31 protein-coding genes and 1 pseudogene are annotated in these 26,370 nt (G+C 68.9%); 19 read left to right on the top strand and 13 right to left on the bottom strand.

The genetic code is table 11. The annotated features are described in order from the left end of the window. Positions 1-69: 69 nt before the first annotated feature. Together ACWDUM_RS02145 and ACWDUM_RS02140 are read right to left on the bottom strand one after the other, a co-directional pair. Positions 70-1,647, bottom strand: a complete 1,578-nt coding sequence (locus tag ACWDUM_RS02145) for an FMN-binding glutamate synthase family protein (protein WP_450132704.1) — start codon at positions 1,645-1,647, stop codon at positions 70-72. Between the two features lie 88 nt (positions 1,648-1,735). Further along, a complete protein-coding gene (locus ACWDUM_RS02140) occupies positions 1,736-2,302 on the bottom strand; it encodes a LysM peptidoglycan-binding domain-containing protein (protein WP_450132703.1) in 567 nt (188 codons plus the stop codon). Between the two features lie 161 nt (positions 2,303-2,463). Here ACWDUM_RS02140 and ACWDUM_RS02135 point away from each other — a divergent pair, with 161 nt between their 5' ends. The 3 genes from ACWDUM_RS02135 (at position 2,464) to ACWDUM_RS02125 (ending at position 5,128) form a co-directional block, all read left to right on the top strand. Next, positions 2,464-3,045: a class I SAM-dependent methyltransferase gene (locus tag ACWDUM_RS02135; RefSeq protein ID WP_450112902.1), complete on the top strand. Its 582-nt coding sequence runs from the start codon at positions 2,464-2,466 to the stop codon at positions 3,043-3,045. Positions 3,046-3,100: 55 nt separating this feature from the next. Further along, the gene (gene ychF, locus ACWDUM_RS02130; protein WP_450112903.1) at positions 3,101-4,180 is read left to right on the top strand and encodes a redox-regulated ATPase YchF; all 1,080 of its coding nucleotides are present in this window, start codon (positions 3,101-3,103) and stop codon (positions 4,178-4,180) included. Between the two features lie 201 nt (positions 4,181-4,381). Continuing rightward, a complete protein-coding gene (locus ACWDUM_RS02125) occupies positions 4,382-5,128 on the top strand; it encodes a hypothetical protein (RefSeq protein WP_450132702.1) in 747 nt (248 codons plus the stop codon). Between the two features lie 142 nt (positions 5,129-5,270). Here ACWDUM_RS02125 and ACWDUM_RS02120 read toward each other — a convergent pair whose 3' ends face one another. Then, a complete protein-coding gene (locus ACWDUM_RS02120) occupies positions 5,271-6,290 on the bottom strand; it encodes a toll/interleukin-1 receptor domain-containing protein (protein WP_450132701.1) in 1,020 nt (339 codons plus the stop codon). 187 nt (positions 6,291-6,477) lie between these two features. Here ACWDUM_RS02120 and ACWDUM_RS02115 point away from each other — a divergent pair, with 187 nt between their 5' ends. From ACWDUM_RS02115 to ACWDUM_RS02090, 6 genes are read left to right on the top strand one after another with little or no spacing between them, the layout of a single operon-like run. Next, positions 6,478-6,915: a VOC family protein gene (locus ACWDUM_RS02115; protein WP_450132700.1), complete on the top strand. Its 438-nt coding sequence runs from the start codon at positions 6,478-6,480 to the stop codon at positions 6,913-6,915. A 32-nt stretch (positions 6,916-6,947) separates the two neighbouring features. Then, on the top strand, positions 6,948-7,328 hold the full coding sequence (locus ACWDUM_RS02110) for a hypothetical protein (RefSeq protein ID WP_450132699.1): 381 nt from the start codon (positions 6,948-6,950) through the stop codon (positions 7,326-7,328). Between the two features lie 25 nt (positions 7,329-7,353). Beyond that, a complete protein-coding gene (locus ACWDUM_RS02105; RefSeq protein WP_450132698.1) occupies positions 7,354-7,566 on the top strand; it encodes a hypothetical protein in 213 nt (70 codons plus the stop codon). Further along, complete coding sequence (locus tag ACWDUM_RS02100) at positions 7,566-8,060, top strand: hypothetical protein (protein ID WP_450132697.1); 495 nt, start codon at positions 7,566-7,568, stop codon at positions 8,058-8,060. Before ACWDUM_RS02105 ends, ACWDUM_RS02100 begins: the two co-directional genes overlap by 1 nt. Before the next feature lie 21 nt (positions 8,061-8,081). Continuing rightward, the gene (locus tag ACWDUM_RS02095; protein WP_450132696.1) at positions 8,082-8,534 is read left to right on the top strand and encodes a DUF6389 family protein; all 453 of its coding nucleotides are present in this window, start codon (positions 8,082-8,084) and stop codon (positions 8,532-8,534) included. Next, complete coding sequence (locus ACWDUM_RS02090; protein WP_450132695.1) at positions 8,531-9,517, top strand: glycoside hydrolase family 43 protein; 987 nt, start codon at positions 8,531-8,533, stop codon at positions 9,515-9,517. Before ACWDUM_RS02095 ends, ACWDUM_RS02090 begins: the two co-directional genes overlap by 4 nt. A gap of 17 nt (positions 9,518-9,534) precedes the next feature. Here the strand turns inward: ACWDUM_RS02090 and ACWDUM_RS02085 are convergent, their stop codons facing one another. From ACWDUM_RS02085 to ACWDUM_RS02065, 5 genes are all read right to left on the bottom strand, one after another. Next, positions 9,535-10,104, bottom strand: a complete 570-nt coding sequence (locus ACWDUM_RS02085) for a YdeI/OmpD-associated family protein (protein WP_450132694.1) — start codon at positions 10,102-10,104, stop codon at positions 9,535-9,537. 24 nt (positions 10,105-10,128) lie between these two features. Further along, positions 10,129-11,424 (bottom strand): HNH endonuclease, encoded by a 1,296-nt coding sequence (locus ACWDUM_RS02080; protein WP_450132693.1) that lies wholly within the window; start codon positions 11,422-11,424, stop codon positions 10,129-10,131. A 63-nt stretch (positions 11,425-11,487) separates the two neighbouring features. Further along, positions 11,488-12,465, bottom strand: a complete 978-nt coding sequence (locus tag ACWDUM_RS02075; RefSeq protein ID WP_450133315.1) for a pseudouridine synthase — start codon at positions 12,463-12,465, stop codon at positions 11,488-11,490. A gap of 68 nt (positions 12,466-12,533) precedes the next feature. Continuing rightward, complete coding sequence (locus ACWDUM_RS02070) at positions 12,534-12,803, bottom strand: GlsB/YeaQ/YmgE family stress response membrane protein (protein ID WP_450132692.1); 270 nt, start codon at positions 12,801-12,803, stop codon at positions 12,534-12,536. Positions 12,804-12,856: 53 nt separating this feature from the next. Beyond that, the gene (locus ACWDUM_RS02065) at positions 12,857-13,636 is read right to left on the bottom strand and encodes an alpha/beta fold hydrolase (RefSeq protein WP_450132691.1); all 780 of its coding nucleotides are present in this window, start codon (positions 13,634-13,636) and stop codon (positions 12,857-12,859) included. A 58-nt stretch (positions 13,637-13,694) separates the two neighbouring features. On the opposite strand from ACWDUM_RS02065, the gene ACWDUM_RS02060 reads away from it, so the two are divergent. Then, complete coding sequence (locus tag ACWDUM_RS02060; protein ID WP_450132690.1) at positions 13,695-15,461, top strand: GNAT family N-acetyltransferase; 1,767 nt, start codon at positions 13,695-13,697, stop codon at positions 15,459-15,461. A 103-nt stretch (positions 15,462-15,564) separates the two neighbouring features. On the opposite strand, the gene ACWDUM_RS02055 is transcribed toward ACWDUM_RS02060, so the two are convergent. The 3 genes from ACWDUM_RS02055 to ACWDUM_RS02045 all read right to left on the bottom strand — a co-directional run bounded on the left by ACWDUM_RS02055 (position 15,565) and on the right by ACWDUM_RS02045 (position 17,048). Beyond that, entirely contained in the window at positions 15,565-15,861 is a 297-nt protein-coding gene (locus ACWDUM_RS02055) for an SHOCT domain-containing protein (RefSeq protein ID WP_450132689.1), read from the bottom strand. Beyond that, positions 15,858-16,295, bottom strand: a complete 438-nt coding sequence (locus ACWDUM_RS02050) for a DUF6325 family protein (protein WP_450132688.1) — start codon at positions 16,293-16,295, stop codon at positions 15,858-15,860. The genes ACWDUM_RS02055 and ACWDUM_RS02050 overlap by 4 nt, the downstream gene beginning before the upstream one ends. Before the next feature lie 330 nt (positions 16,296-16,625). After that, a complete protein-coding gene (locus ACWDUM_RS02045; RefSeq protein ID WP_450133314.1) occupies positions 16,626-17,048 on the bottom strand; it encodes a hypothetical protein in 423 nt (140 codons plus the stop codon). A 220-nt stretch (positions 17,049-17,268) separates the two neighbouring features. On the opposite strand from ACWDUM_RS02045, the gene ACWDUM_RS02040 reads away from it, so the two are divergent. Beyond that, complete coding sequence (locus ACWDUM_RS02040) at positions 17,269-18,873, top strand: MFS transporter (protein ID WP_450132687.1); 1,605 nt, start codon at positions 17,269-17,271, stop codon at positions 18,871-18,873. A 4-nt stretch (positions 18,874-18,877) separates the two neighbouring features. Here ACWDUM_RS02040 and ACWDUM_RS02035 read toward each other — a convergent pair whose 3' ends face one another. Next, on the bottom strand, positions 18,878-19,813 hold the full coding sequence (locus ACWDUM_RS02035; protein ID WP_450132686.1) for an ABC transporter substrate-binding protein: 936 nt from the start codon (positions 19,811-19,813) through the stop codon (positions 18,878-18,880). A 107-nt stretch (positions 19,814-19,920) separates the two neighbouring features. Between ACWDUM_RS02035 and ACWDUM_RS02030 the strand changes: the two genes are divergently transcribed. Continuing rightward, positions 19,921-20,940, top strand: coding sequence for a sucrase ferredoxin (locus ACWDUM_RS02030; protein ID WP_450132685.1), 1,020 nt, complete (start codon positions 19,921-19,923; stop codon positions 20,938-20,940). A gap of 59 nt (positions 20,941-20,999) precedes the next feature. Next, positions 21,000-21,212 (top strand): DUF4287 domain-containing protein, encoded by a 213-nt coding sequence (locus ACWDUM_RS02025; RefSeq protein WP_450132684.1) that lies wholly within the window; start codon positions 21,000-21,002, stop codon positions 21,210-21,212. A 9-nt stretch (positions 21,213-21,221) separates the two neighbouring features. Here the strand turns inward: ACWDUM_RS02025 and ACWDUM_RS02020 are convergent, their stop codons facing one another. Then, positions 21,222-21,410, bottom strand: a complete 189-nt coding sequence (locus tag ACWDUM_RS02020; RefSeq protein ID WP_450112920.1) for a hypothetical protein — start codon at positions 21,408-21,410, stop codon at positions 21,222-21,224. Between the two features lie 272 nt (positions 21,411-21,682). On the opposite strand from ACWDUM_RS02020, the pseudogene ACWDUM_RS02015 reads away from it, so the two are divergent. The 6 genes and pseudogenes from ACWDUM_RS02015 to ACWDUM_RS01990 all read left to right on the top strand — a co-directional run. Beyond that, a pseudogene (locus ACWDUM_RS02015) lies at positions 21,683-21,826 on the top strand (SRPBCC family protein); the annotation flags it as partial. A 64-nt stretch (positions 21,827-21,890) separates the two neighbouring features. Further along, positions 21,891-22,190 (top strand): hypothetical protein, encoded by a 300-nt coding sequence (locus ACWDUM_RS02010; protein WP_450132683.1) that lies wholly within the window; start codon positions 21,891-21,893, stop codon positions 22,188-22,190. A gap of 2 nt (positions 22,191-22,192) precedes the next feature. After that, on the top strand, positions 22,193-23,890 hold the full coding sequence (locus tag ACWDUM_RS02005; protein WP_450132682.1) for an alpha/beta hydrolase: 1,698 nt from the start codon (positions 22,193-22,195) through the stop codon (positions 23,888-23,890). Further along, a complete protein-coding gene (locus tag ACWDUM_RS02000) occupies positions 23,887-24,459 on the top strand; it encodes a hypothetical protein (RefSeq protein WP_450132681.1) in 573 nt (190 codons plus the stop codon). The genes ACWDUM_RS02005 and ACWDUM_RS02000 overlap by 4 nt, the downstream gene beginning before the upstream one ends. A gap of 5 nt (positions 24,460-24,464) precedes the next feature. Further along, the gene (locus tag ACWDUM_RS01995) at positions 24,465-24,881 is read left to right on the top strand and encodes a YbaB/EbfC family nucleoid-associated protein (protein WP_450132680.1); all 417 of its coding nucleotides are present in this window, start codon (positions 24,465-24,467) and stop codon (positions 24,879-24,881) included. A gap of 105 nt (positions 24,882-24,986) precedes the next feature. Continuing rightward, positions 24,987-26,366 (top strand): MFS transporter, encoded by a 1,380-nt coding sequence (locus ACWDUM_RS01990; RefSeq protein WP_450132679.1) that lies wholly within the window; start codon positions 24,987-24,989, stop codon positions 26,364-26,366. The last annotated feature ends 4 nt before the right edge of the window (positions 26,367-26,370 follow it).

The raw sequence follows: 26,370 nt of genomic DNA, 5'->3' as shown, positions 1-26,370 counted from the left end.
ATGTGGCTGTCCTCACACTAGGACTCCGGTGCCGAGGCCGCCCGGTGGAGAAAACCGACCGCGCGGCCTTCAGAAGCGCTTCGCGGAGGCGTCCACCCAGTCGCTGCGCCAGCTCTGCGGGGGATCGTCGAGCAGCTCCCCGTCCTGCAGCCACTCGTACAGTTCGGCGTAGGTCCTGGAGGTGTGCGCGTCGACCCTCCGGTTCAGCATCGACGGCCGCAGTTCGTGGAAGCCGTCCAGCCCCATCGAGGCGACCATCTGCGCGGCACTGGACACGGTGGACTTCTGGAAGTTGTGCACCCGGGCCGCCTTGTCCGGCACCACCAGCGCGCGGGCCCGAGCCGGATCCTGGGTGGCGACTCCGACCGGGCAGTGGTTGGTGTGGCAGGCCTGTGCCTGGATGCAGCCGACCGCGAACATCATCGCCCGGGCGGCGAGGGTGAAGTCGGCGCCCTGGATGACGCGTTTGACGATGTCGCTGCCGCTGGCGACCTTGCCGGATGCGCCGATCCGGATCCTCTCGCGCAGACCGGTGCCGACGAGCGAGTTGTGCACGAGCATCAGGCCCTCGGTCAGCGGCATGCCCATGTGGTCCTCGAATTCGACCGGGGCCGCGCCGGTTCCGCCCTCGGAGCCGTCGACGATGATGAAGTCCGGGGTGACGTCGCGGTCGATCATCGCCTTGCAGATGCCGAGGAACTCGCTGCGGGACCCGACACACAGCTTGAACCCGACGGGCTTGCCGCCGCTGAGGGTGCGCAGGGTGGCGACGAAGTCGATCAGCTCGATCGGTGTGCCGAACGCGCTGTGCGCGGGTGGCGAGATGACGGTCTGCCCGACCGGAACCCCTCGGGTCTCGGCGATCTCCGGGGACACCTTCGGGCCCGGAAGGACGCCGCCGAGACCGGGTTTCGCGCCCTGCGAGAGCTTGATCGAGATCGCCTTGACCTGCGGGTCGACGGCCTTCGCCGCGAAGGCGTCGGGGTCGAAGCTGCCGTCGGGGGTGCGGCAGCCGAAGTAGCCGGACCCGATCTCCCAGATCAGGTCGCCGCCGTGCTTGCGATGGTAGGGGCTGATGCCGCCCTCGCCGGTGTCGTGCGCGAACCCGCCGAGGGCGGCGCCCGCGTTCATCGCCTCGACCGCGTTCGAGGACAGCGAGCCGAAGCTCATCGCCGAAACATTCAGCAGCGCAATGTCGTACGGCTGCGTGCAGTGTGGGCCCCCGAGCCGCACCGTCGGCGCGAGGTCGGTGGCGTGCCGGGCGCGCAGCGAGTGCACCATGAACTCGTAGCCGGGGGCGTGCACGTCCCGTTCGGTGCCGAACGGCTCGTCGTCCTCGGTGCCCTTGGCGCGCTCGTAGACCAGGTCCCGGGTTTCCCGGTCGAACGGTGTTCCGTCGGTCGATGATTCGATGAAGTACTGCTGGATCTCCGGGCGGATCTTCTCCATCAGGAACCTGGCGTGCCCGAGGATCGGGTAGTTGCGCAGGATGCTGTGACTGCGCTGGGTCAGGTCCCGCGTCCCGACCGCCGCGAGGGCCAGCAGGATCACAGCAAGGATCGACCACCCCCAGCCGGCGGCGACGGCGAGACCGGCCAGGGCGAGCCCGGCCACCCACATGACCCCGACGATCAGAAACCTCGTCATGACTGTGTGCCTCCAGGTGAGTGTGTCGGACGGTGGTACCGAAACGGCCCCGACCCGGTTCGGGGTCGGGGCCGCTCAGTGGTGCAGATCAGGCCGGGATGTTCAGGACCTGGCCGGCGTTGATCAGGTCCGGGTTCGCGATGCCGTTGGCGTCGGCGATCCGCTGGTACTGGTTGCCGTCGCCGTAGTACTGCTCGGCGATGACCCACAGGCTCTCGCCGGAGGCGACGGTGTGGGTGCGCGGCGCCGGGGCGGCGGGGGCGGGCTCCGGCGCGGGGGCCGGGGCCGGCTCGGGCTCGGCGGCGGGCGCCGGGGCGGCCTCGACAGCGGTGTCGCTCGACCACACGGCCTTGTCGCCGGCGTACAGCACGACGTTGCGATCGTCCTGGACGACCAGGCGGACGCCGGAGTTGCCGGACGTCTGCGAGGCCCAGACCGCGTCGCCGTCGCCGGTGTACAGCACGAAGTTGCCGTCGTCCTGCACGGTGGCCTTGGCCACGGACTTGCCGTTGGTCATGGTGGCCCACACCGCGTTGCCGCCCTCACTGAGCACGAGGTTGCCGTCGTCCTGCAGGGAGAGCGTGTAAGCGCCGTTGTTCGACGTCAGCGACTGCCCGGCCGTGAGGGTGGAACCGGCCTGCAAGGTGTCAGCCACAGTGTTTCCTTTCGAATGGTGAATTCTGCGTGGAGCAATGGTGTTCGGAATGCCCGTGACCGGCGGAGCCGGTGCGTGCATCCGGGCGAACCCTACGGTCCGGGGCCGGATCGGCGCGGGCGCCACGCCGGAGCATTCGGTGTGACGCCTAGGGTGGTGGCGTGACGAGATGGCAGGACGAGCGAGGAGTCGAGGGCGCGCGTGACTACGTGCGCCGGTTCGAGGAGTTGGCCGCGTCCGGCGTCGACCTGCACGGCGAGGCCCGGGCCGTCGACGCGTTGATTGCTCCGAATTCGCGGGTCCTCGACGCGGGGTGCGGAACCGGGCGCGTGGGAGCGGAACTGGCGCGCCGCGGCCACCGGGTCACCGCCGTGGACCTCGACCCGGTTCTGCTCGACGCGGCACGCGCGACCGGTGTGCTGACCGTCGTGCAGGCGGACCTGGCCGAGCTGGACCTCCCGGGTCCCGGGTTCGACGCCGTCGTCGTCGCCGGCAACGTGATGATCTTCCTGGCGCCGGGCACCGAGGCGGCGGTGTGCCGCCGGCTCGCCGACCAGCTGGCCCCGGGCGGGGTGCTGGTCGCCGGGTTCGCCACCGACTACCGCTACTCGGTCGACGACTTCGACGCCGATCTCGCGGCCGCCGGACTGGTCCACGAGCACCGCTTCGCGACCTGGGATCTGCGTCCCTGGCGACCCGATGCGGGGTGGGCGGTGACCGTCGCGCGCAAACCCGCGGCGTGACGTGGGGGCGACCGGCGTGACCAGGGCGGGACGCGGTCCGTAGAATCTGTTGACCGTGAGCCTTACCCTCGGAATCGTCGGACTGCCCAACGTCGGCAAGTCGACCCTTTTCAACGCCCTGACCAAGAACGATGTGCTCGCCGCGAACTACCCGTTCGCGACGATCGAGCCGAACGTCGGCCTGGTCGAGCTGCCGGACGAGCGGCTGGTCAAGCTCGCCGAGATCTTCGGTTCCGAGCGCATCCTGCCCGCCACGGTGTCGTTCGTGGACATCGCCGGCATCGTCAAGGGCGCGTCCGAGGGCGCCGGCCTGGGCAACAAGTTCCTCGCCAACATCCGCGAGGCCGACGCCATCTGCCAGGTGGTCCGGGTGTTCTCCGACGACGACGTGGTGCACGTCGACGGCCGCGTCGACCCGGCGTCCGACATCGAGATCATCGAGACCGAGCTCGTCCTCGCCGACATGCAGACCCTCGAGAAGGCGCTGCCGCGTCTCGAGAAGGAAGCGAAGAAGAACAAGGAACTCAAGCCCCAGCACGAGGAGGCCGTCAAGGCTCAGGCCGTCCTCGAAGAGGGCAAGACCCTGTTCAGCGTCAAGGACACCCTGGACTTCGGTCTGCTGCGCGAGCTGCACCTGCTGACCACGAAGCCGTTCCTGTACGTCTTCAACGCCGACGAGGCGGTGCTCACCGACGAGGCGAAGGTCGCCGAGCTGCGCGCGTCCGTCGCACCGGCCGATGCGGTGTTCCTCGACGCCAAGGTCGAGCAGGAACTCCTCGAACTGGACGAGGAAGATCGCCAGGAGATGCTGGAGTCGATCGGCCAGTCCGAGCCCGGCCTGCACGCCCTGGCCCGCACCGGCTTCCACACCCTCGGCCTGCAGACCTACCTGACGGCCGGCCCGAAGGAATCGCGTGCCTGGACGATCCACAAGGGCGACACCGCCCCGCAGGCCGCCGGCGTCATCCACACCGACTTCGAGCGCGGCTTCATCAAGGCCGAGATCGTGTCCTTCGACGACCTCGCCGCCGCCGGCTCCATGAACGCCGCCAAGGCCGCAGGCAAGGTGCGCATGGAGGGCAAGGACTACGTCATGCAGGACGGCGACGTGGTGGAGTTCCGCTTCAACGTGTAGTGGCATCGTCCGAGAGGGCATCGCCGCAGGTAGCGGGCCTGGGCATTCTGGCATCTTCGCAGGTGAGGGGGTGTGAATCGCTACCTGCTGCGGACCTGCGGCCACCTGTTGCGCACCGGCTGCGGTGCAGGAATGGGGCTAAGACATTTCCCGGTGTCTGGTCCCGTTCGCCTCTGCCCGGGCTCGTGACACTCTTGGGCGATGCGCGGCATCAATGTCACCGACGGCGGCGACCTCCGCTTGTCGAATATCCGAATTGAGATCGGCCCGGACGGGACTCCGAGCGCGTCTTCGCCGACAGTCCACCTGCGGACCGACATGTGGCCGTACTGGCTGGCGGAGTCGATTGAGGGAGCCAAAGAGTCGGCTTCACATGCCGACGGCATACCGCCCGCGTTGGAGGCCGGTGACGAAGAGAGCCTTCGGCAGCTCATGATTCGAGACCTGCGCGCATCTATGCGGGCGATCAGTGCTGCGGCATTTGCGGTCGATGCCTTCTACGCTTCGGTCAAAGCCAGGTCGCCCCGGCATCCGAGTGAAGCTGCATGGCGGGAGAATCGAACGGCACGTCATGCCCAGGTCCATGAGACGTTGCGTTATCACCTGAAGATCGACAACACGAGCGCACGCGAAGTGCAGCACCGGACCAAACAACTGTTCCAATTTCGAGATTGGGCGGTGCATCCAGGGAGCAGTTTCAAGGAGCCGATATACCGTGCTGATGTCGATGCACTTGTCGACTGGCACTACTCGGCATTTCGGTCTGAGAATGCCGTGATCTCAACTGCGATGACAGTCGACATGATCAACCGTCTAATCCCTCGGCTCGCAAACGGAAGCGAAGAGCTCGCGGGCTGGGAGAATCGCGCGAGGGCCGCGATGGATGTCGCACTGGTGGCCTATGAAGCAGCCGGATTGCCCGCCGTTGAGCGAGTTGTAGCTGACTGACTTCCCACCATCACCGCCGAGGCGGTGGTTGCGCGTTGGCCGAGGTAGCATTGCGGCTCAACCTCCGCGGTGCCCAGGCAGTCGTCAGTGATTGCGGAACCCATTCGGCCCGAGGCCAACCTATCGGCGAACGTACGAGCGCTCAGGGGTTAGCGGCCCCAAACGGCGGGCGCTTGCTCTTTGCGTTCAGGAGTTCGATACCGAGTTCTGTAATCTTCTCGTCGAACTGGGTATCGTCGGAAAAATCTATATAATTTCGGGTGGACAAGAACAAGGGGAGCTTGGCGGGTGATTTCTGGTCTCGTATCAGCGGGATAATGCGATTGCCGAGCTGTGATGTCATCAAGTCTTGGGTGAGGATTGTCCGCTCGTATCCCGCACCGCCCTGGAAGTTGTTCGTCTTGGCTACATACTTCGGAGTGCAGACCGCAATCACGCGGTCGGCTTCGGATAGTCCGCTCTCCATAAAGGCCGCCAGATTGCTACCCAATGTCACGTCGAACTGGTCGAAAATCACCCACACCCGGAGGCTGTTCAGGCGGTTTGCAAGCGTGAGGACCCAATTCTTGTGCTTGTCGTCGTCATGGGAGTAGGAGATGAACACGCGCGGTGCGCGGATTCCTTGGATGGTGAGAAGCTTGTCGGCATCGTCGAATATTGAGGTTGAGGACCGCTGTACTGCCTCGATGGACCCGCCTGAGCGTGAGATGGATTCTGAGTTCTCCGTTCCGCTCGCTGAGGGCGTTTGTGAGGCTAGGTCGAGTGCAGTTCTGTCGAACCAGTCGCGCAAGGACTGGAAGTAGGAATTTGTCTCTGCTCCAATCTTTCCATTGACTTCAATCTTGACAACGACTTTCCCGGGGCCGAATTGGGAGTGGTAGATGACGTCCACGGAATTGACTGCCGAATTGTGGGTGGAGCCATCTATCCTGCCGTAGTGGGCAATGATCCGAATAGGCTCCTCCTCTGCCATTTCCAGGGCGTCGGTGAAGCTAGCAGTTCGATGGAACTTACTATTCTCGGTGAAGACGGTGTACGACTTCACGCTGAGGTGCGATGCTGGGAATATCTGCGAGTCGAACATGGGGTCCAGATCGGACAATGTCGAGAGAAGTGATTTCCCTTCAAGTGTCCAACTGTAGCCGCGTGTGCCCTGCTCCATGCCACTCCCTTTGTCGTCGCTGATCTCCACATTCTGGCCGACCGCGCCGACACCTGTGGGGCTAGAACGGGGCTAAGAAGCGCCTCTCAAACCGTGAAACCGCAGGTAGATCGGTATATTGTGGCACGCCCTAGCGTTCCGCCGCAGCGAGGCGGCAGGGGGGCGCCGTGCTCGCTAGCCTGAGCGGATGGCCATCAAACTCGAAAACGTCGGCATCGCGGTGGACGACCTCGAAGCGGCGATCGCCTTCTTCGTCGACCTCGGTCTCGCTGTCGTCGGACGGGACACGGTCAGTGGGGAGTGGACCGACACCGCCGTTGGGCTCGACGGCAATCACGCCAAGATTGCGATGCTCCAGACCCCGGACGGGCACGGTCGCATCGAGCTGTTCGAGTACATCCACCCCGAGGCGATCGAGACGAGCCCGACCCTTCCCAACGAGATCGGCATGCACCGCGTCGCATTCTCCGTCGACGACATCGATGCGGCCCTTGCCGTCGCCGCGAGGCACGGCTGCCATCCGCTCCGCGGGGTCGCCAATTACAGGGACATCTACAAACTCACCTACGTCCGCGGTCCCAGCGGAATCATCGTGATGCTCGCTGAGGAGTTGACGAAGAGCTGAGGGCGGCGATCGGAGAGGCGGAGGTTCTGGGATTGAGCGCGATCGTCTTTCGCACCGTCTACGGTGGGCCGGATCCGGAGGTGCTGGAGGCGACGACCGCGATCAAGCAGGAGTTGCGTGACGTCGACCTGTCGTACGAGCTCGACATCCTCCTGCACGTCGGCGGGGCCATCTCCTCGACCACGGACCCGACCGGGCTGTACGCGCCACGCGTGTCGGTGGTGCACCGCAGGATGACCGCGCAGATCCGCATCAACCGCGCCGACGTCCTCGATGCGCCGGACCTGCGTGGATTCCTGCGGCAGACGATCCATCGCGCGGTGCAACAGATGATCGAGCGGGTCGCGGCCAAGGACAAGACCGTCGACGCGGACGCCGAGATCCGCAAGCTCGCGTTCCTCGCGGAGTCGTAGGAGCTGCCGCTCATAGGATTCGGTCATGTCGCTGTTCCTCGTGCCGTCGCTCCCCGATCGCGCGGACGGTGGGCACCGCTTCCTCTTCCAGATCGACGAGGAGGGATGGCCCGTCGACGGTGAGTTGGAGGACGTGATCGACGAGTACCTGTGGGGGTACGGATCGGTGTACTTCTACGGGACGCCTCGAGCGGGCGGCGTCGTACGTGATGTCGTCGCGGGATTCCTCGACTTCTGATGACCATCGCAGGCGCACTCATCGACTACCTCGTGGCGGCCGGCTGGAGGTTCGAGCCTCCACGAGAGGCCGACATCGCGTCCGCGCTCGCCGCGGTGGCCGAGGTCGCGATTCCCGCCGGCCACGTCGAGTTCCTCCGCCGGTTCTCGGTGCTCGCCAGCGGCGACGACTCCCGTTGGTTCCTGTCGGCCCTCGACTACGCGGGTCTGTCCGAGGGCACCTTCGCGTGGGACGAGTTCCGCGGGATCGGACTCGACGCGGCAGGGACCGTCGCCGACCGCGCGCGGGTCGAGGCGTTCTGGGCGGAGTACCTGCCGATTCTCGTCAGCGTCGCCGGTGACTACGAGTTCCTCGCGATCAGCAGGACGAGCGGTGTCGTCGTCCACGGTGCCGAACCGGACTTCGAGGACGCGACGGTGACTGCGCCGGGTCTCACCGCGCTGATGGAGGGTGTCGTGCAGCGGACGCTCGACGTGCCGCTCCTGCGCCACTGACGGCGGCTCTACGCTGGCGCCATGGACGCAGCCGAGTACCGCGCGGAAGTTAAACGAATCCTGGACGCGGCGTCGGCTGACGTGGCCACCCGGCTCGTGACGATCTGCGATGCCGCGACCGAACGGATCGATGCGGTCGTGATCGACGTCTTCGTCGGCCAGGACGGCGAAGGCCCGTTCGACGTCTGGGCGCGGTTCGAAGGTACCGACGGGTTCGCGCTCGACCGTCGGCTCGACGACGAGCGACAGCTCTTCGGGGTGACGTGGGGCGAGCGGGGCTGGGAGCCGGAGGTGCCGCCTTGCCCGCGGGAATGGACTCGTGACCAACTCGAGGAGATCATCGTCGAGGTCGTCGCCGAGTGGCTCGCCCCGCTCATCCCGACGTCGTCCCCCGGCCTTCGCTGGGAGGTCACTTCGCCGGAAGGCACGGTCGACCCTCGTCCACTCGGAGTGCGCCACCAGTCGACGTCATGAATACTGCACCGGTGACGCTCACCAAGCGAAGCTTGTACGCCGTATCGATGGTGATGCTCGTTGTCGCGGGCTTGTTGGTCGCGGCCTCGGGGAGCAGTGGCGCCGCACCGCCGCCGGACTGGCGGTACACGATGGTGGCGTTCAGCAACGTCAGCGACCACGACATGGATGTGTACCAGTCGGGGGACGGCACTCAGTTCCAGCCCCTCCGACTGTCGGCGTATCGGCCTCCGTCAGGGGTGGTGCGTGACCCGAGCATCTTCCGGCACACGGACGGGTTCTACTACGTCACCTACACGACAGTGGACGGGGCGAACGTCGGCTTCGCGCGCAGCAGCGATCTCGTCAACTGGACGCATCTGGCGAACTGGCCGGTCCCGTTCTGCTGCGCCTTCCTGCCGGGCACGGGGGACGGCACCGGTTCGGCGAGCCCGCCTGGCTTCTCGGGGTCGGCCGGGTTCAGCGACGGACCGTCGCTGTCGCCGTTCACCACGAAGGCCTGGGCGCCCGAATGGTTCGTGGACGGTGACCGCGTCAACGTCATCCTGTCCATGTCAACCGGTGGCGGCTTCGTGCCGTATCTGATGACGGCGCTCGAGCCGTCGCTCCGGTTGTGGAGCCTGCCCGTTCCGCTCGCCGGGATCGGCGCCGACCACATCGACACCACCGTGGTCAAGGTCGGATCGACCTACCACGCGTTCACCAAGAACGAGACGAAGAAGGTCATCGAGCATGCGGTCGCGCCGTCGCCGACCGGACCCTATTCGTTCGTCGCACCCGGAGATTGGGGCACGCTGGTCGAGGGACCGGCGGTCGTCCAGTTGCCGAACGGCACCTGGCGGATGTATTTCGACGCCTACACCGAAGGAAAGTACTTCTACTCCGACAGCACAGATGGGCTGAACACCTGGTCGCCCCGGCAAGAGCTTCCCCGCCTGTCCGGGTCGGTGCGTCACGTCGGCGTGATGCGAGAGCCGGCATGACGCCGACCAGGTGACAATCACGGTCGCTCGTCGCGGGCGGCCTTCTCGACGATGCCGGCGATTCGCCTGGTCTTGGTCGCCGGCTGCTTGGCGAACGCGATCTGGCTGAGCGCGAACTTGCGGACACTCGGTGGCCATGCGTCCCAGTGGGTACGTGCCTGCGGGGCGGCGTCGAGGGCCGCGGCGAGTTCCGGTGACTCGACGAGCGCCTCGGCGTCATCCAGCAGGGTCCAGAGACCACGTTGTTTGGCGTCGTCGATGACGGCCTGTCCGGCCGGCTGCATGCGTCCCTCGGCGAGCAGGTCGGTCACGCGTGCCTTGTTGGACGCGGCCCACGCGCTGTTACGGCCGCGTCGGGTGAACCACATACCGCGCCGGTGCTCGTCGATGGTCCGGGTGTGCCCGTCGACCCATCCCCAGCAGAGCGCCTCCCGCACCACCTGGTCGTAGTCGAGGGGCGTGTTCCCGGACTCCTTGCGCCAGAACACAAGCCAGACGCCTTCGGATCCGTCGTGATTGTCTCGCAGCCACGCGTGCCACTCGTCGAGGGATTCGGGATGCAGGTGTTCGGCGTTCGAGTTGGCCATGGGGACAAGGTTAAGCGCTGGCCGTCACGCGACCGCCGGTCTCGGTGCCGGCGGGGCGAGGCTGTGGTGGATGTGTCCGGTGGGGGTGGTGATCCGGACCAGGTGTCTGCCATCGGGTGAGTCGATTGTCTCGGCGATCCATCCGGGTGCCTGTTTGGCGTAGTTGCATGCCTCGCACAGTCCCTGGCCGTTCTCGAACGTGGTCGGTCCGCCGTCGGCGACGGGGTGGATGTGGTCGGTGTGCCGCACGGGTGCGTCGCACCAGGGTGTTCGGCACACGGGGTCACGCAGCCGGATCAGCTCGGCCAGGGAGTTGGGGAACAGGCGGGTGCTGCGGTCCATCGCGACCACCGCGCCGGTGTCGGGCCGCGTGTAGACGCGGCGAAGTTCGGCGAGACCGGCGGTCGCGGCGGCGTGGACGAGTTCCCTTGCGACGTCTGCGGGAATCGGTCCGTAGCCGCGCACCTGTGCCGCCTCGTCGGCGCCGCCGAAGAGTGTGCGATCGGACACCGTCAGATGCACTCGAACCGGTGGCGCCGGCGCGGTGGTGTCGTCGGTCGGTGCGGTGACGACGCGGGCGACGAGGGTGTCCGCCATGATCTGCCCGCGGGTCCGCTCGTCGCCGGTGGCGGTTGCCGACGCGGCCGCTGCTGAGAGAGCGGCGTGGCAGGCGACGCCCTCCGCCATGGGCAGCAGCGCCGTCACGTAGGTCATCGTGTCCGGGGCGGGGCGGATCGAGACCCGTCGCTCGGTGTGCGCCTTGGCTTTCCGTCGAACCCAGACCTGCTTGTCCGCCTCGTACGACATCTGGCGTGCGCTGGCGACGGTGTCCCTGTCGCTCATCGTCTCGAGTCGTTCGGGATCGGCGGCGAGCTTCCGGTCGATCTCGGCCCGGTCTTCGATTGAGAGGCAGGCGGTTTCACGTGCGATCTGGGTGGCGCGCCACTCGGTGATCCATCCTCCGCGTAGCGCGGTAAGGGTGTGGGGCAGCTCGGAGACGAGTGTGGTGGCCAGGCCGAGGTGGATGCCGCCGCGGTGCGGGGACTCGCGGCGGGCCAGTGCGATCTGGGAGGCGATGCCCCGGTCTCGACGCTCGCGCGCCACGCCCGCATCGGTGGCCGTGCGGCGTTGTTGCGCAGCGAAATCGGCGGTGACCTGGGCCTGAAGGCCGGCTGCGGCGCAGGTGAGCCGTTCGAGGGCGTGGAGCAGGTCGATGCGCTCGGCTTGGTGGTCGGGGCCGGTCGCGGCGGCGAGGGACTGGACCCACTGTTCGACATCGGTGGTGGTCACCGTGTCGGTCAAGCGCCCCTGTTCGCTCATGTGTTCGAGTGTATCGAGCGCCACCGACAGATTCGGCGGTTCCGTGGAACTCTCGCGGTGGCCTCAGGCGACAGGCGACACGGGTGCCTCGCTCAATGTCCGGCGGGTGACGAACCGTCGCGGCGTCCCCGACAGCGGATCTGTGAATTCGAGTTCCCGCGCGAGCAATTGGAGTGGGAGGGAATGGTCGTCCGGCGTCTCGGGGAGCAGGTCGGGATACCAGCGGTCGCCGAGGATTCCGATGCCGAGCGCAGCCAGATGCACCCGCAACTGGTGCGTCCGTCCGGTGCGCGGTCGCAGGATCGTGTGCAGCACAGCGCGCCCGGAGACGCTCACGCCGGTCCCGATCACGTCGACCAGTGTCTCGGCGTTGGGCTCACGGGCGTCGTCGACGACGACCCGCAACTCGCCGCGCCTGACCTCGATGTGGTTGCGGTGGACCACGGGGACCGCGCGCCCGGCAAGCGCCGGCGCGCTCGGGTCCCACCCGGGCGGTCGCGCCGAGACCGCCTCGTAGACCTTCACGACCTGCCGCTTCTCGAACAACGACTGGTATGCGCCGCGCGTGCTGGGACGGGCCGAGAACATCACCAGGCCGGCGGTCGCGCGGTCGAGTCGATGGATCGGCGTCAGGTCCGGATTGTCGAGGCGGTTCCGCAATCGGACGAGCGCGGACTCGCGCACGTAGCGCCCGGCCGGGGTGGTGGGGAGGAAGTGCGGCTTGTCGACCACGACGAGATCGTCGTCGACATGCAGGATCTCCTCGTGGAACGGGATCGGGTCCTCCACCGGCAGGTCGCGGTGGTACCAGACGAACCGGTGTTCGCCCAGCGCCGTGTCGCGGCCGATCGGGCTGCCGTCGATGCCTACGATCTCGCCGGCGGCGAACCGCCGGTGCAGGTCATCCGCATCCAGGTGGTCGAACCTCTCGACGACGTACTCGGCGACCGTCGCCCACGGCCCTGACGTCGGGACGCGCAGCCGCGTCGGTCCGACTCCGTCCTTGACGGGCAGCGGTGAGGGCATCGGCACGCGCTTCATCATTCCACCGGCTACTGGCACGGCCGCGCCGCGGGCCGCGACATGGCGCGGTTGGTGTCCTGGTGGCCTCAGTCGACCGGCGCCGCGGAGCGGCTCTTCCACCAGTGCCACCCGGCGGTGACGATGATCGCGCCGGCGAGGGATCCGATGATGCCGCTCGGGCGCAGCTCGAGGCCGTCCCCGGCGAGCAGGCTGATGAGCAGTCCGCCCACGAACGAGCCGCCGATGCCTGCGGCGAACGCCAGAGTCCAATCGATTCCGGACTTGGACTTCCCCAGGATGAGTTGGGCGACGGCGCCGACGAGCAATCCGAACAGGATCATCCCGATGATCAACATGGCGGGAGTATAGGGCGCAACACCCGCCCATGCCCCGGTAGCCGGGCCCGGCGCTATCCGTGCCGCGCCACGTCCTCGCACAGGATGCTCGGCCAGCGGGCGAGATCGGTCGGCGTGTGCGCCACCTCCAACGTGGCGTCGGGCAGGAGGTCCAGCAGCGCCTCGGCGGTGGACACCGGGTGGCCGGGATCGTCGGTCCAGGCGAGAATCGTTGTCGGAACGTCGATCTTGGCGACGTCGTCCGGGTCGGGTAGGTCGCTGAGCGCGGCCCCGCGGAACAGCGAGGGAAGTAGGTGCTCGGCGACATCCGGAACGGTTTCGGGCGCCCCGACGGTCGCCGGGGGGCGGGGCGCGGCGAGGTCGGCCCCGAGGAACGCACCGAGCCCCCGATCCTCGATGATCGCGGCGTTGAGCCGATAGATGTCGGCCTTGGCCGCGCGGGTGCGCCATGCGGTCGCCGGCACCAGCAGGGTGAGGCCACTGAATCTGCCGGGATCACGCACGGCCGCGTGCAGCAGGGTTCCGGTGCCCATCGAAGGACCGACGCCGTGTACCCGCTCGCCGGGGAACCAGTGGTCGAGCAGCCGCAGCAGGTCGTCGGCCAGAACCGGCCAGCGGTAGTCCTCGGGGACCGCACGGCCGGTCGAGTGGCCGTGTCCGCGCGCGTCGTACCGCAGCAGCCGGGTCCCGCTGAGCCCGCGGCCGAGATCGAGGTCCATCAGGCGGTCGCGGTGGCGGCTCGAGGTGAGGCCGTGGAGTTGGACGACCGGGTGGCCGCCCTCGTCGCTCAGCTCCACGTCGAGCTCGGCGCCGGGAACAGTGAACGTCGGCACGGCGGCTCCTGTGGGTTTCGAAGGGCGCGGTGGCTGGGAAGGCGCCTAGGATACCGCCATGCGGCTGACCAACGTCGCGCACCTGCGCCTCCCGTTCGGTCGGCTGCTGGGCTACGACGTGAACGTCGGACAGCCGGGCCGACCGCTTCCCGTCTCCTTCGACCAGCGGCGTCACGTCGGAGCAGGAGACCGGGCCGGATCCTGGATGGCCTTGTCCCTCAGACTCGCCGAGCCGGTGCCTTCCGACGAGCTCGCGGCGGCATGGTTGGCGGTCATCGCGCGGCACGGCACGCTGCGGTCGGTGTTCGTGCCCGGCGAGGACGGCGAGCCGCGGCTGCACGAGGTCGAGGTCTTCCCCGGTGACTGGGTCGAGCACTCGATCGCCCCCGGGCAGGCCGTCAACGATGCGCTGCGGGAAGTGCTCGACCGCGCGTGCACGCCGTACGGTCGTCCGTCGCACCGGCTCTGCGTGCTCGAGACCGCGGTGGGGCCGACCGTGGTGATCGCCGCCGACCACTCTCACGTCGACATGTGGTCGATGCTGGTGATCGCCCGCGACCTGCTCGCGGCGCTGGCCGCGGTGCAGGAGGGCCGAGTGCCGTCGCTGCCGCCCGTCCCCGCCTTCGCCGAGCACACCCGCGCGCTGCGGGGCCGCCCGTCCGCACCCGACGATGTACGCCGCCGGTGGGCGGAGGTGCTGGCTGCCAGCGGTGATGTGATGCCTCGGTTCCCGTTGCCGCTGGGCGCGGCGGCGCTGCACGAGGAACGGGTCGAGGTGCGCGACGTGCTTGACGTCGACGACAGTGCCGCGTTCTCGGCCCAGGCCCGGGACGACGGTGTCTCGACCCTGGCACTGGTGGTGGCCGCGATGACCGAGGTGACCCGCGAGTTGGCAGGCAGCCCATTGCGGGCGGTCTTCCCGGTGCACAGCCGGTACGACGCCACCTGGCACGACTCCGTCGGCTGGTTCATCACCAACTCGGTGCTGGAATCGACCGTTCCCGAGCCGCGTGCCAGTGCGGAGGCGGTCAAGGAGGCCGTCCGGATGGGGTCCTGGCCATTGGAGGACGTTCTGCGTCCATGGGGCGGGATGCCCGAGGCGCCAGGGATGTTCGCGATTTCGTGGCTGGACCTGCGCCGGCTACCGGTCCGGGTCGACGCGACCGGGTTGGAGGCGCAGTACGTCGGGGCGACGATCCGGACCGACGGCGTGATGCTCTGGTTCATCTTCGACGAGTCCGGACTGCACCTGCGGTGCCGCTACCCCGACACCCCCGAGGCCCGGCGACATGTCGGCAGCTGGCTGGACACGCTCGTGGCCCGCTTGCGTTCGCGGGCACGGGCATCGGTCGGTGGGCGGCTCCGACTCGGTGACCGGACCTATCGGGTGCAGCGCGCCTGCCGCGCCGACGTGCCGGCGCTCGTCGCACTGCTCTCCGATGACGAGATCGGTCGCACCCGCGAGGGCGCCGAGATCGCCCGGTACGAGGAGGCGTACGACGCTGTCGCACGGGACCCCTGGCAGTACCTGGCCGTGGTGCGCGACGAGGACGACCGGATCGTCGGCACCATGCAGCTCACCGTCATTCCTGGGTTGTCCCGCGGCGGCACCACACGTCTGCAGATCGAGGGGGTTCGGGTGGCGGCCTCCGAACGGTCCCGCGGAGTCGGCACCGCAATGCTCGAGTGGGCGCACGACCACGGTCGGAACCGCGGAGCGACACTCGCGCAGGTCACGACCGACCAGGCGCGCGAGCGGGCGCATGTCTTCTATGCGCGGCTCGGGTACGACAGCAGTCACGTCGGGCTCAAGCGGGCGCTCTGATCCTGTCCGCGTCACATACCTGTCTCTGGTTCGGGCCGCCGGAGCGACATGCGCTCCGGCGGCCCGACGCCCTCGTGAATCGCCAGGTCAGTGACTCGCAGGGTTACCCGGCGAGAATGCGTGCCTTCTGTGCCGCGAACTCGTCGTCGGTGAGCACGCCGGAGGTGCGCAGGGCGGCGAGCCGCTCGAGCTGCGCAAGCATGGCGTCGGTGTCGACGGGCGCGGACGGAGTGGGGCCGGCCACCCGAGGGGCGGGTGCGACCGCGGGCGCCGGTGGAGTCGTGGCCGGCGCGGCCACGGCCTGGTCCTCGGCTGCCCACCTGGACTGTTGGCGGCGTTGCACCCGCCCGTGGACCGAGCTGGCGACTGCGGTGCGGGCAGCGGTACGGAACAGGCTCACTTCGTCACTCCTTCTGCGATGGCCGTGGCGTCGAGGGCCGCGGCGAGTTCGTCGACTCCGACGGGGATGTCGGCGATGATCCGGGCGCCGGCGGTCTCCCAGGAGTTGAGGACGTCGAGCATCGAAAGCTCCTCGTACACCACCGCCGCGGCAAGGGATCCGGTGGGAAGTTCGGCTGCGATCGCATCGAGGTCGTCGCGGTCGAGCAACCCGGCGAACGCGCCGTCGAATGCACGCACGTCGACCTCGATATCGGAGATCGGGACCTGCCGGGCGGTGCCGTCGTCGTTGGCGACGAACTCCAGGTCGAGGATGCGGATCACTCCGCGGTCGACCAGGTCGAGTAGGCGGGTGAATCCGTCTGTGCCGACTTTCCCTTCGGGGAACTCGACAACGACGAGGTCGATGGGACCGAACCGGTCCTGCGTGCTCATGGGCCTCCAATGGTGTCCGCGCGCAGCGTGACGGGCGGTGACCGGGGGCTTCCGAGGAGGCCACGTGCCACTGCCCGGTTCCGGCGGGTCCGGTGCTGCGCGAGGAAAGTGTCGCACCCAACTGTTGCCGACCTGTTGCTGCCCGTCGTTCGAACGACATCATCGGTCGGCCGGGACCAACCCGGTCGATCCGTCGCCACCTTCTCGTCGGCGCCACCGGCACCGGGCCGCGCACAGACTTTCGATGTCACGGCCGACGTTCCAGTGCCGAGGACGAATCCTGCACCGCGCATTCACCATCCATGCCGTCGGCCGAGGTCCCTGCCGGTGCTACGGCACGAAGAACGTGGCGGCGCCGGGAGTGATCGGTCCCGGCGCCGTGGAATTGACGACGACGGCCACCTGCCCGGTTCCCGTGTTCACCGTTGCGGCGGCTGGGATGCCGTTCAGCCCGTCGGACAGGCGGGCGGTGCCGGACGTTCCGGTCGACAAGTTCACCCAGAGCACCTCGGCCGAGAGCAGGCAGCCCCACCGACCGGGCTTCCCGCCGGTGATCGTCACGCTGCCGGGTTGATCGCCGACGACGGCTACGCAGCGAACCGGTGGTGCATCGAAGCTCCCGTTCGGGTTTCCGAACGGCGCGGGGTCGATCTGGAACGGAATGGTCACCGCCGCGGCGGCAACTCCTGCGGTCGACAAACCCGATGCAGCAACGGTAATTGCGCAGATGCCGAGTCTGCGAACGAGATTCATCATGGAACCTCCTGTGGTGCAGGGGGCCCGACCCGGTGTCGACCCCATCCTCCCCTTGGAACCCGATCGTTGCACGGTTCGGCCACTGATCGGGTGAGTGGCGAACGGCGTGGCGGCAGGTCGGCGCTCCGCTGCCTGCTGCTATACGCTCCGACATCAGCGGTGGATGTCGCAGTACCTGGTGCGGAGAAGTTCACGACTGCCGAGGTGGTGGGGTGCCATGACCGATGGGGTGATTGCCAGCGATTCCGATCGCGCGTCCGGGCACACGCGATTGCTCGCCGTTCTGCTCGCGATGGCAATGTTCGTCCTGGTCGTGGACACGTCACTGATGAACGTGTCGATCTCGGCCGTGGTTCGCGACCTCGACACGACCGTCAGTGGGGTGCAGACGGCGATCGCGCTCGAGGCGCTGGTGTCGGCGGCCTTCATCCTGATCGGCAGCAAGGTCGGCGACCTCATCGGCCGCAAACGCGCCTACGTCCTCGGCCTGCTCGGCTACGCGACGGGAGCGGCGGCGATGACATTCGCACAGAGCCTGACCGCGGTGATCGTGTTCTGGGCCGTGGTGGGCGGTATCGGGGCGTCGCTGCTGCTGCCCGCGATGCAGTCCCTCGTGCACGGCAACTTCGAGGGCGACATGCAGAAGAAGGTCTACGCACTGGTCGGCGCCGCGGCCGCGATCGCCGCCGCGGTGGGACCACTGCTCGGCGGCTTCGTCACCACCTACCTGTCGTGGCGGATCGCGTTCGCGCTCGAGGTGGTGATCATCGTCGTCGTGCTCTCGGGTATCGGTCTCGTCCGCGACGTGCCCCACACCGGTCCCCGGGGCGTTGATGTCGGGGGTGCGGTGCTCTCGGTCGTGGGCATGGGCGGGATCGTGCTGGGAATTCTGGTGTGGCAGGAGGGCGGTGAGGCCGTCGCCGCGCTCCTGGTGATCGGTGCCGCGGCATTGGGCGCTCTGGCGTACTGGCTGATCCGCCGGAAGCAGCGTGGGGAACCGGCCCTGCTGGATCCGGACCTGTTCCGGTCCAAGGTTTTCCGGCTAGGCGTCACGGAGCAGATGCTCCAGCAGATCGCCCTCGGTGGCACGATGATCGCGCTGCCGATCTACCTGCAGATGGTGCTCGAGTACAACGCGATGCAGGCCGGCCTGTCCCTCGCACCGCTGTCGCTGAGCATGTTCGCGGTGGCCCTGCTCGTGGGGAAGAAGGCGGGTGATCGACCCCCGGCCGGGATCATCCGGTGGGGTTTCGTCCTGGTCACCGTCGGCATCGCGATCCTGATCCCGCTGGTGCCCAGGGCGGACTTCGGGTGGGCGCTGGTGGTGCCGCTCGTCGTGGCAGGCTCGGGGCTGGGGATGCTGGTGTCTCAGCTGAACAACTACACGCTCGCCCCGATCTCGGAGGAGCGGGTCAGCGAAGCCGCCGGAACCAACTCCGCGGCCGGGTCGTTCGGGCTCTCGTTCGGGCTGGCCTTCGCGGGCGCCATCATGCTGGCGACGCTGTCGATCACCTTCACCGCGATGGCGCAGTCGAGCACCGTGCTCCCGCCCGCCGACCAACAGCGCGTGGCGCAGGTGCTCGAGGACGACGCGCAGGTCATGAGCAACGCGGAACTCGAGGCCCTGCTCGTGGGCCAGTCCCCGGCGGTGCAGGACGAGATCGTCCGCATCAACACCGACGCGCGCCCCATCGCCCTGCAGGCGGCACTGCTCGTTCCGATCGTGGCCGGCCTTCTCGGGCTGCTCAACTCGTTCCGCATGGTGCGGGAGCCGGACTCCCCGTCACCCACTGGCGGTGACGGGGAGTCCGGCGCGGCGTGACGGCTCAGTTGCTCTTGGTGGGCGCAGCCGACAGGATGCTGTCGAGGTCGTCGAGGACCGTCATGCCGCCGAGCGGGCCGACGCCGGTGATCCAGTACGACATGTCGACGACGTGCATGTTCGGGAACAGTGCCCGGTCGGTCACCACCGCGGGGACCGATGTCGGGTCGGCCGGCTTCGCGCTGGTCACCAGGACCAGGTCGGCCTTCGCCTCGCTGGCGAGTTCGGGGGACAGGTCGACGGAGATCGAGTTCTGCCAGTCACGGGGCGGGATGGTGAACCCGGCGCATTCGAGGGTGCTGCCCGCGAACGAGGTCGGGCCGTAGAGGGTCAGGACGTCCTCGCGGGGGCGGATCAGTTGCGCCGCCTTGCCTGCGGTGCCGTGCTCGGTCGCGACCTCCTCGCAGCGCGCGGTGTAGCCGTCGAGCAGCGTCTGGGCCTCGGACCCCTTGCCGAGGGCGTCGGCGACGAAGCGAACATTGTCCTGCCACGGATCGGCCTGCGACGCCATGTACACGGTCGGGGCGATCGCGGCGAGCTGGTCGTACAGGTCCGCGTGCCGGGTCTCGGTGCCGAGGATCAGGTCCGGCTTCAGTGCGGCGATCTTCTCCACGTTGGGTGCGGCGACCGTGCCGGTCATCGCGACCGACGACGCATTGTCGCCGAGGTATGCGGGCACTCCCGCCGCTTCGCTGAGAACCGCTGCGCCGACCGGGATCACGCCGAGTGCGATGGAGGTGTCGAGGTGCACCGGTTCGAGGACCACGACGCGCTGCGGATCGGCGGGGACCTCGGTCGAGCCGTGGGCGTGCGCCACCGTGCGCACCGACGTCGCCTGATCGGTCGAATCGTCGTCGGCACTGCCGCAGGCGGTCAGTGCCACTGTCGCGGCGAGCACGCCGATCAACACTCGACCCGCCCGCGTGACATCCTGTCTCATTCGCACTCCTGACTGCACTCGCTGCCCGGCCCGGTCGGTGCCGCGCGGCCGCCGAAATGGCGTCCCTTAAGATTGGTAAGGCTAACTTACCGAGTGGGGGAAATGTCGTGTCTGCTCGCCCCGACGGCGCCTGCGCCGTGCCGTCCGCTTCGCGCGGCCGGTCGCACGGGGCCGAGTCCGACATCGACCTTGCCGCAATGGGATCGGTGATCGAGAATCCCCAGGTGAGTCGCCGGCCCGATGCGTGTTCGTGGCGGTCGTCCGCGGTCGGCGAGCCGATGGTCGCGCGCGCCACCCTCACCCGGTTGTGGGTGCTGATCGAGCATCCCGGGCCGTGGCCGAAGACCGCACCGACCGGAGTCCTGCCCGACGCCCTGCTCGACCGGATCGCGGCACTCGACGGCCCCGCCCGGCTCGTGCTGATCCGTCGCCCCCGCTGTCGGCGCGTCACCGAACCGCGCTGGATTCTCGCCTGGTCCGACGGGGTGAGCCATTGGATGCGCCAAGGGGTCGTCGCCGGCTACGAGGACCTCGCCGACCTGCCGTTCGAGACGAGCGCCGCCGGGACGGAACCGGACGTCGGAGAGGCGCGTACCAGTCCGCTGTTCGTGGTGTGTACCCACGGGAAGAAGGACGCCTGCTGCGCCGAGCTGGGCCGGCCGATCGTCACCGCCCTGTCCGAGGTCCACGACGCGGACGTGTGGGAGTGCACCCACATCGGAGGAGACCGGTTCGCCGCCAACATGATCGCATTGCCAGAGGGGCTGTACTTCAGCCGACTCGGCGCGGAGTCGGCACGGGCCGCGGTCCGAGACCATCTCGCCGGTCGCATGTCGCCGACCCACCTGCGGGGCCGGGCCGCGTTGCCGCAGCCGGCGCAGGTCGCCGAACACGTGATCCGGGAGGCGACGGGTGTCTTCGCCCTCGGCGCGCTCGAAAGCGTCTCTTTGGCAACCACAACCGACTCCGGCACCACGGTCGACATGCGCATCGCATCGCGGGACTTCCGCGTCGTGGTGCGGCCGGGACCGCCGGAGCAGCCGTTCCGGCACGGCTGCATACCGGACACCGCGGCCACCTGGCACCGATGGATCGTGGACAGGTTCGACGAACGCACGGTCGGATAGGCGGACCGCATGCGTCGAGGTGCTTCGCCATCGGGTCCGTTGCCCTACTGTTGGCGACCATGAGCGAGCAGGTGAAGGGACCCGCGTCGTATTTCCCGTCGATCGAGGAGAAGTACGGGCGTCCGATCGGTGAATGGCAGGCGTTGATCCGGGCCAGCGACCTGACCAAGCACATGGAGCTGGTGAACTGGCTCAAGGCCGAACACGGGCTCGGTCACGGCCACGCGAACGCACTCGTCGCGTACACGCTGAAGGAAGACGCCGCCGACTAGGCCGTCGGGTCAGGCCGTTCGGGAGGCGCGGCCCGCGTCCGATTCCGGAGTGATCAGTTGGACGGGTGCGTCCGCGCTCATGGTGCGGATCACCGTCCGGGTCAGGCCGCGGACGGTCCGGGCCTGAAGTTCGAGCGCCGCGTCGGCTGCCGACAGGGCGATCAGCACGGGACCGCCGATCCACAACGGAATTCTCATCAACACTCCTCCTTGGGCCGAGGGACGGCCCGCCGACCCAGGAGGGGGAGGGTGGGCCGGCGAGCCTTCGCCGCTCGCGGAGGGGCGACACGACGCAACGCGAGCGTAAATGATGATCCTTAATACTCGCGAGTACCCGACCAGCGGGTATTCATGAACGGACGTCCAGACCGGCCGGTCCACTCTGTGCAGGAATCCGTCGTCGTGTCGTCGCCGGACGGCCGCGTCGGAATGGGTTTGACTCTCCGCATGGCCGCCGAAACCTTCCTCGTGGAACCACCGTCCGGTGGCAGATGGCCGGCCCGAAATCGTGGTTCTTCAAGGCGTTCGGGTTCGTGATGAGCATGGACAAGATGGTCGGCAAGGACTTCGAGAGGGGCCTCGCGAAGCTGAAGGCCGTCGCCGAGGCCGCGTAGTCGCGCCCCACCCCCACAACCGGTTGCTACCCTTCGGACACTGGGGTGGGCGATCGGGGGGATCGTGGGGGAAATTCTTGTGGCCGAGGTGGCGGCGTTGCGTGCGCTGGCGGCATCGTTGCGGGCGGACGCGGACACCGTCGTCGGCCTCGACCCGTCCAGGTCCTGCGCCGATGCCGCCGCCGCGATGCCCGACTCCGCGGTCGGGGCGGTCCTCGCCCGCGCGGCCGATCCGATCCTCGCCGGATACCGGCGCACCGCCGACAGGATGCGGACGATGGCGGCCACTGCCGACGACACCGCCGCCGGGTACGAGGCCGCGGATGGGGCACTGCGGGACCGGCTGAGCGGAACGGGCCCGTAGCGGTGGCCGCCACGCTGACGCAGCTGCGCCGCTGGCAACCCGGTGCCCTCGCTGTCGCCGGTGGCCGGATCGAGAGGGTGAACCGCGAGTTCGACGACACCGTGGCGTCGCTGCGGCGCCGTGTCGACGCCGCCACGACCCACTGGTCGGGATCGGCGGCGACGGCGGCGACGGCACACGTGCTCGCGGCACGAGAGGTGGGCGATCACACCGGAACCGCCGTGCGGGCTGTCGCCGACGCCCTCACCGATGCGGCGGGCGCGCTCGGACCGGCGGCTGCGACGGCCCTCGCGATCGCGGACGACGCGGCGATCGCCGGCTTCGCGGTCGCGGACGACGGGCGGGTCACCGCCCCGGCCTTCGCCAGTGGCGTCCCCGTGCTCGATCTGCTGTTCCTGGCGCAGCTCCGGGAGCAGGCCGGGGTGCTCGAGTCCCGGCTGGTCCCGGCGCTGGACGCAGCCGGCGAGGCCGACCTCCGCGCCGCCGCCGCTCTCGCCACGGCGCTCGCCGCGCTCGACCCCGCCCCGGGCGCGGCGCCGGGTACCCGGATCGCCGCGATCCTCGACGGCCGCGCCGCCCTGCCCGACCAGCCGCGGGCCCTGCGGGACCTCTGGGCGACGCTGACACCCGCCGAGAAGGACGCACTGTTCGCCCTCGACCCGGCGATCGGCAACCGGGACGGCCTGCCCGCCGTCGACAAGCACCACTACAACTCGATCCACCTCGACGACCTGCGTGAAGGCGCCCGGGCCCGGCTCGACGACCTGGACCGGCGGCACCCGGACTGGGCGCGCGGCGAGGACGTGCCGCCGGACGAGGGAGTGGTCGACGAGCCGACGCAGCTGCGCCGGCGCGAGTACGAGGACTGGTGCGAGTCGCGGGACGGCGTGGCGGACGAGGTCGCCGGTTACGACGCCGTCGCCCGACAGATCGAGGCGGGCGGTGGCACGCTCTACCTGCTGGGTATCGACGACGAGGGGCGAGCGGCGATCGCCGTGAACAACCCGGACACCGCGGTGAACGTCGCGACCTTCGTGCCCGGAACCGGATCGACACTGTCGGGTATCGGTGGCGACGTCGAGCGCTCCCAGAGCATGCTCGACGCCGCGAACCTGGCGGATCCCGCGGCGACAGCCGTGATCACCTGGCACGGCTACAACGCGCCGCAGAGCATCGTGCGCGACGCCGCCCTGCGAAGTTTCGCCGATGCCGGGGCGCCGCGTCTGGACGCGTTCCAGGACGGGCTGCGGGCCGCACACGACGGTCCGCCCGCACATGCCGTGGTGATCGGGCACAGTTACGGCACCACCGTCATCGGCACCGCCGCCGCGTACGGAAGTTCGCTGGGCGTAGACGAACTCGTGTTCGTCGGCAGTCCGGGTGTCACCGTGCCGGACGTCGACCACCTACGGCTCGACGGCGTCGACCCGGCCGGCAACCATGCCAGGGTGTACGTCACCGCGGCGAAGGGCGACCCGGTGCCCCTGATCGGGGACATGTTCGGGAACGCGGCGCATGGGCCGAATCCCGCGCGCGACGCGTTCGGCGCGCAGGTGTTCGAGGGCGATCCCGGCACCCCGTGGCATCTGCCGATCCTCGGGGACATCGGCATCGACCCGGGCAGCCACAGCGACTACTGGGACAGCGGCAACCCGTCGCTCGAAGCGATGGGACGGATCATCGTGGGGCAGGAACCATGACCACACATCGGCTGCGAGCCGGGGCCGTGCTCGCGGTGACGGCGCTTGCGCTGGCGCTGGTCACCGGGTGCGGAGGCAACGACAGGACGGAGGACGCGGTGGAGACCGCACTGACCCGGGAGGTCGCGCAGCAGCGGCTCTTCGCGCACCTTGACGACACGCTCGCGGCGCTGCCCCCGGGGACGTCGTTGACCCGGGCGCACCCCGAGCTGAGCACCGGAACCTTCGGGCCGGCGCACACCATCCCCTGCGACGACTCCAACACCGTCAGGGACGGGCCGTTGTTCCTCACCGCCACGTACTGGGTGAGCGGGGTTCCCCGAGGTGAGGCGAACAGCTACCACGACATCCTGGTGCGGTTGTGGACCGACCGGGGATGGCCCATGACGGACCGGTCCCGCACCGACACCCGCGGCGTCAACGGCGAGTCCCCCGACGGGTTCCGGCTCACCGCCGACGTCAATTCGCGCGGAGACCTGGCGGTCGCCGTCGTCTCGCCGTGTTTCCCACGGACGGACGGGGCGCAGCCCGGCCCCGTGGCCGGTCCCGACGTCATCGAACGGCGGTGACCGGCATGGTGTCCCCGTCACCCGACGGCGAGTTGGCGGAGCTGGCCGTGACGGCGAGCCGGGTGCAGCAGGCCGTCGAGCGGGTGCGCGGGCGAGCGCACGCTCCGGACGGCGCGGTGCGTGTCGAAGCCGGGGTGGACGGCAGGATGTCGGCGTTGGACATCCACCCGGATGCACTGCACCTGGGCGCCGATCGGCTCGCCCGGCTGATCGTCGAGGTGCACGCCGCCGCGCAGGCGGAGGCCGTGGCCGCCGCCGAACCGCTCCGGGAGCAGCTGCTCACCGACCGCCGCGTGGCCCGGGTCCTCGCCCGGCTGGAGGGGCGGGGTGCACCGGGTCCCGATCCGGGTCCCGATCCGGACCCCGACCGCTACTACGCCACCTTCTCGGTGTTCGGGACGGACCCGGACCGGCAGCGGTAGCGCCGGGCCGTACGCTGACGGCATGGCCGAATGCCCTTGTCGCGCACGCGGCGACAGACGCCGCCACCGAACGGAATGCGGGATCGACGAGATCGGCGTGACCCGATGAACACCGACCCGAGCACACCCGGCGCGAAGTCCCGCAGCGAGCGTCTCGACGAGCTGCCCTTCACCCGCCGCCACGGCCGGTTGCTCGTCGGGTCGGGGATCGGGTGGGCACTCGACGCCATGGACGTCGGCCTGATCTCGTTCGTGATGGCCGCGTTGGCGGTGCAGTGGAATCTGAGCAACACGCAGCTCTCCTGGATCGGGTCGATCGGGTTCGTCGGCATGGCGGTCGGGGCGAGCCTCGGTGGCCTGCTCGCGGACCGGCTGGGCCGGCGCCAGGTGTTCGCGGCGACGCTGTTCGTCTACGGGCTGGCAACCGGCGCCGCCGCACTGGCCGGGTCGGTGGCGGTCCTGATGGCCCTGCGGTTCGTCGTCGGACTCGGTCTCGGTGCCGAACTGCCGGTCGCGTCGACGTTGGTCAGCGAGTACGCGCCGCGAAAACTGCGCGGCCGCATGGTCGTTGCGCTGGAGGCGTTCTGGGCGGTCGGCTGGGTGCTTGCCGCGCTGATCGGCTACTTCGTGGTGCCGCTCGGCGACGACGGGTGGCGGTGGGCGCTGGCGGTCGGCCTGGTGCCGACGGCCTATGCGGTGGTGGTCCGGCTCGGGCTGCCCGAATCGGTGCGGTTCCTCGAGAGTCGCGGCCGGGACGCCGAGGCGGAGGTCGCGGTCCGGGACTTCGAAGCCGCGGCCGGCGTCGAGGCGCCGGTCTCCGCAACCGTGCCGGACGCGTCGCAACCGCCGGACACCTCGCAACCGCCCGAACCCGCGGAACCGACGGAAACACCGGTGCGCGAGTCGATCTGGTCGGCCCGGCTCCGGCGCCGCACGACCGCACTGTGGGCGATCTGGTTCTGCGTCAACCTGTCCTACTACGGCGCGTTCATCTGGTTGCCGAGCCTGCTGGTCAACCAGGGATTCGATCTGGTCAAGTCGTTCCAGTACACGCTCGTCATCACCCTCGCGCAGCTCCCCGGATACGCGGTCGCGGCGTGGCTGATCGAGGCATGGGGCCGACGCAGCACCCTGGCGACCTTCCTCGCCGGCTCCGCGGTGTCGGCCGGACTCTTCGGACTGGCGGACACGCCCACCCAGATCGTTGCGGCGGGGATGGCGTTGTCGTTCTTCAACCTCGGCGCCTGGGGCGCCCTGTACGCGATCGGGCCGGAGCTCTACCCGACGCCGGTCCGCGGCTCGGGCACCGGAGCGGCCGCAGCGTTCGGTCGGATCGCCTCGATCCTGTCACCGCTCATGGTGCCGTGGCTGCTCGACGCCGGCGGGAACGCGCTGGTGTTCACCGTGTTCGCCGTGGCCTTCGTGCTGGCCGCCGGAGCCGCGCTGGTGTTGCCGGAGCGACGGGGCGTCGCCCTCGAGGACTGACGCC

It is taken from the genome of Rhodococcus sp. NPDC003322 (genome assembly GCF_053589555.1).
Note: the sequence above shows the minus strand (reverse complement) of the source record. Positions and strands in the feature narration are given on the sequence as shown.

Excerpts from the sequence above, each read along its gene's own strand:
- ACWDUM_RS02145 (WP_450132704.1), bottom strand. The coding sequence starts at position 1,647 with ATGACGAGGTTTCTGATCGTCGGGGTCATGTGGGTGGCCGGGCTCGCC.
- ACWDUM_RS02040 (WP_450132687.1), top strand. The coding sequence starts at position 17,269 with ATGACCGATGGGGTGATTGCCAGCGATTCCGATCGCGCGTCCGGGCAC.
- ACWDUM_RS02060 (WP_450132690.1), top strand. The coding sequence starts at position 13,695 with ATGCGGCTGACCAACGTCGCGCACCTGCGCCTCCCGTTCGGTCGGCTG.
- ACWDUM_RS02050 (WP_450132688.1), bottom strand. The coding sequence starts at position 16,295 with ATGAGCACGCAGGACCGGTTCGGTCCCATCGACCTCGTCGTTGTCGAG.
- ACWDUM_RS02025 (WP_450132684.1), top strand. The coding sequence starts at position 21,000 with ATGAGCGAGCAGGTGAAGGGACCCGCGTCGTATTTCCCGTCGATCGAG.
- ACWDUM_RS01995 (WP_450132680.1), top strand. The coding sequence starts at position 24,465 with ATGGTGTCCCCGTCACCCGACGGCGAGTTGGCGGAGCTGGCCGTGACG.
- ACWDUM_RS02035 (WP_450132686.1), bottom strand. The coding sequence starts at position 19,813 with ATGAGACAGGATGTCACGCGGGCGGGTCGAGTGTTGATCGGCGTGCTC.
- ACWDUM_RS02020 (WP_450112920.1), bottom strand. The coding sequence starts at position 21,410 with ATGAGAATTCCGTTGTGGATCGGCGGTCCCGTGCTGATCGCCCTGTCG.
- ACWDUM_RS02080 (WP_450132693.1), bottom strand. The coding sequence starts at position 11,424 with ATGAGCGAACAGGGGCGCTTGACCGACACGGTGACCACCACCGATGTC.
- ACWDUM_RS02115 (WP_450132700.1), top strand. The coding sequence starts at position 6,478 with ATGGCCATCAAACTCGAAAACGTCGGCATCGCGGTGGACGACCTCGAA.
- ACWDUM_RS02095 (WP_450132696.1), top strand. The coding sequence starts at position 8,082 with ATGGACGCAGCCGAGTACCGCGCGGAAGTTAAACGAATCCTGGACGCG.
- ACWDUM_RS02120 (WP_450132701.1), bottom strand. The coding sequence starts at position 6,290 with ATGGAGCAGGGCACACGCGGCTACAGTTGGACACTTGAAGGGAAATCA.
- ACWDUM_RS02075 (WP_450133315.1), bottom strand. The coding sequence starts at position 12,465 with ATGAAGCGCGTGCCGATGCCCTCACCGCTGCCCGTCAAGGACGGAGTC.
- ACWDUM_RS02070 (WP_450132692.1), bottom strand. The coding sequence starts at position 12,803 with ATGTTGATCATCGGGATGATCCTGTTCGGATTGCTCGTCGGCGCCGTC.
- ACWDUM_RS02090 (WP_450132695.1), top strand. The coding sequence starts at position 8,531 with ATGAATACTGCACCGGTGACGCTCACCAAGCGAAGCTTGTACGCCGTA.
- ACWDUM_RS02105 (WP_450132698.1), top strand. The coding sequence starts at position 7,354 with ATGTCGCTGTTCCTCGTGCCGTCGCTCCCCGATCGCGCGGACGGTGGG.
- ACWDUM_RS02100 (WP_450132697.1), top strand. The coding sequence starts at position 7,566 with ATGACCATCGCAGGCGCACTCATCGACTACCTCGTGGCGGCCGGCTGG.
- ACWDUM_RS02000 (WP_450132681.1), top strand. The coding sequence starts at position 23,887 with ATGACCACACATCGGCTGCGAGCCGGGGCCGTGCTCGCGGTGACGGCG.
- ACWDUM_RS01990 (WP_450132679.1), top strand. The coding sequence starts at position 24,987 with ATGAACACCGACCCGAGCACACCCGGCGCGAAGTCCCGCAGCGAGCGT.
- ACWDUM_RS02045 (WP_450133314.1), bottom strand. The coding sequence starts at position 17,048 with ATGAATCTCGTTCGCAGACTCGGCATCTGCGCAATTACCGTTGCTGCA.
- ACWDUM_RS02085 (WP_450132694.1), bottom strand. The coding sequence starts at position 10,104 with ATGGCCAACTCGAACGCCGAACACCTGCATCCCGAATCCCTCGACGAG.
- ACWDUM_RS02125 (WP_450132702.1), top strand. The coding sequence starts at position 4,382 with ATGCGCGGCATCAATGTCACCGACGGCGGCGACCTCCGCTTGTCGAAT.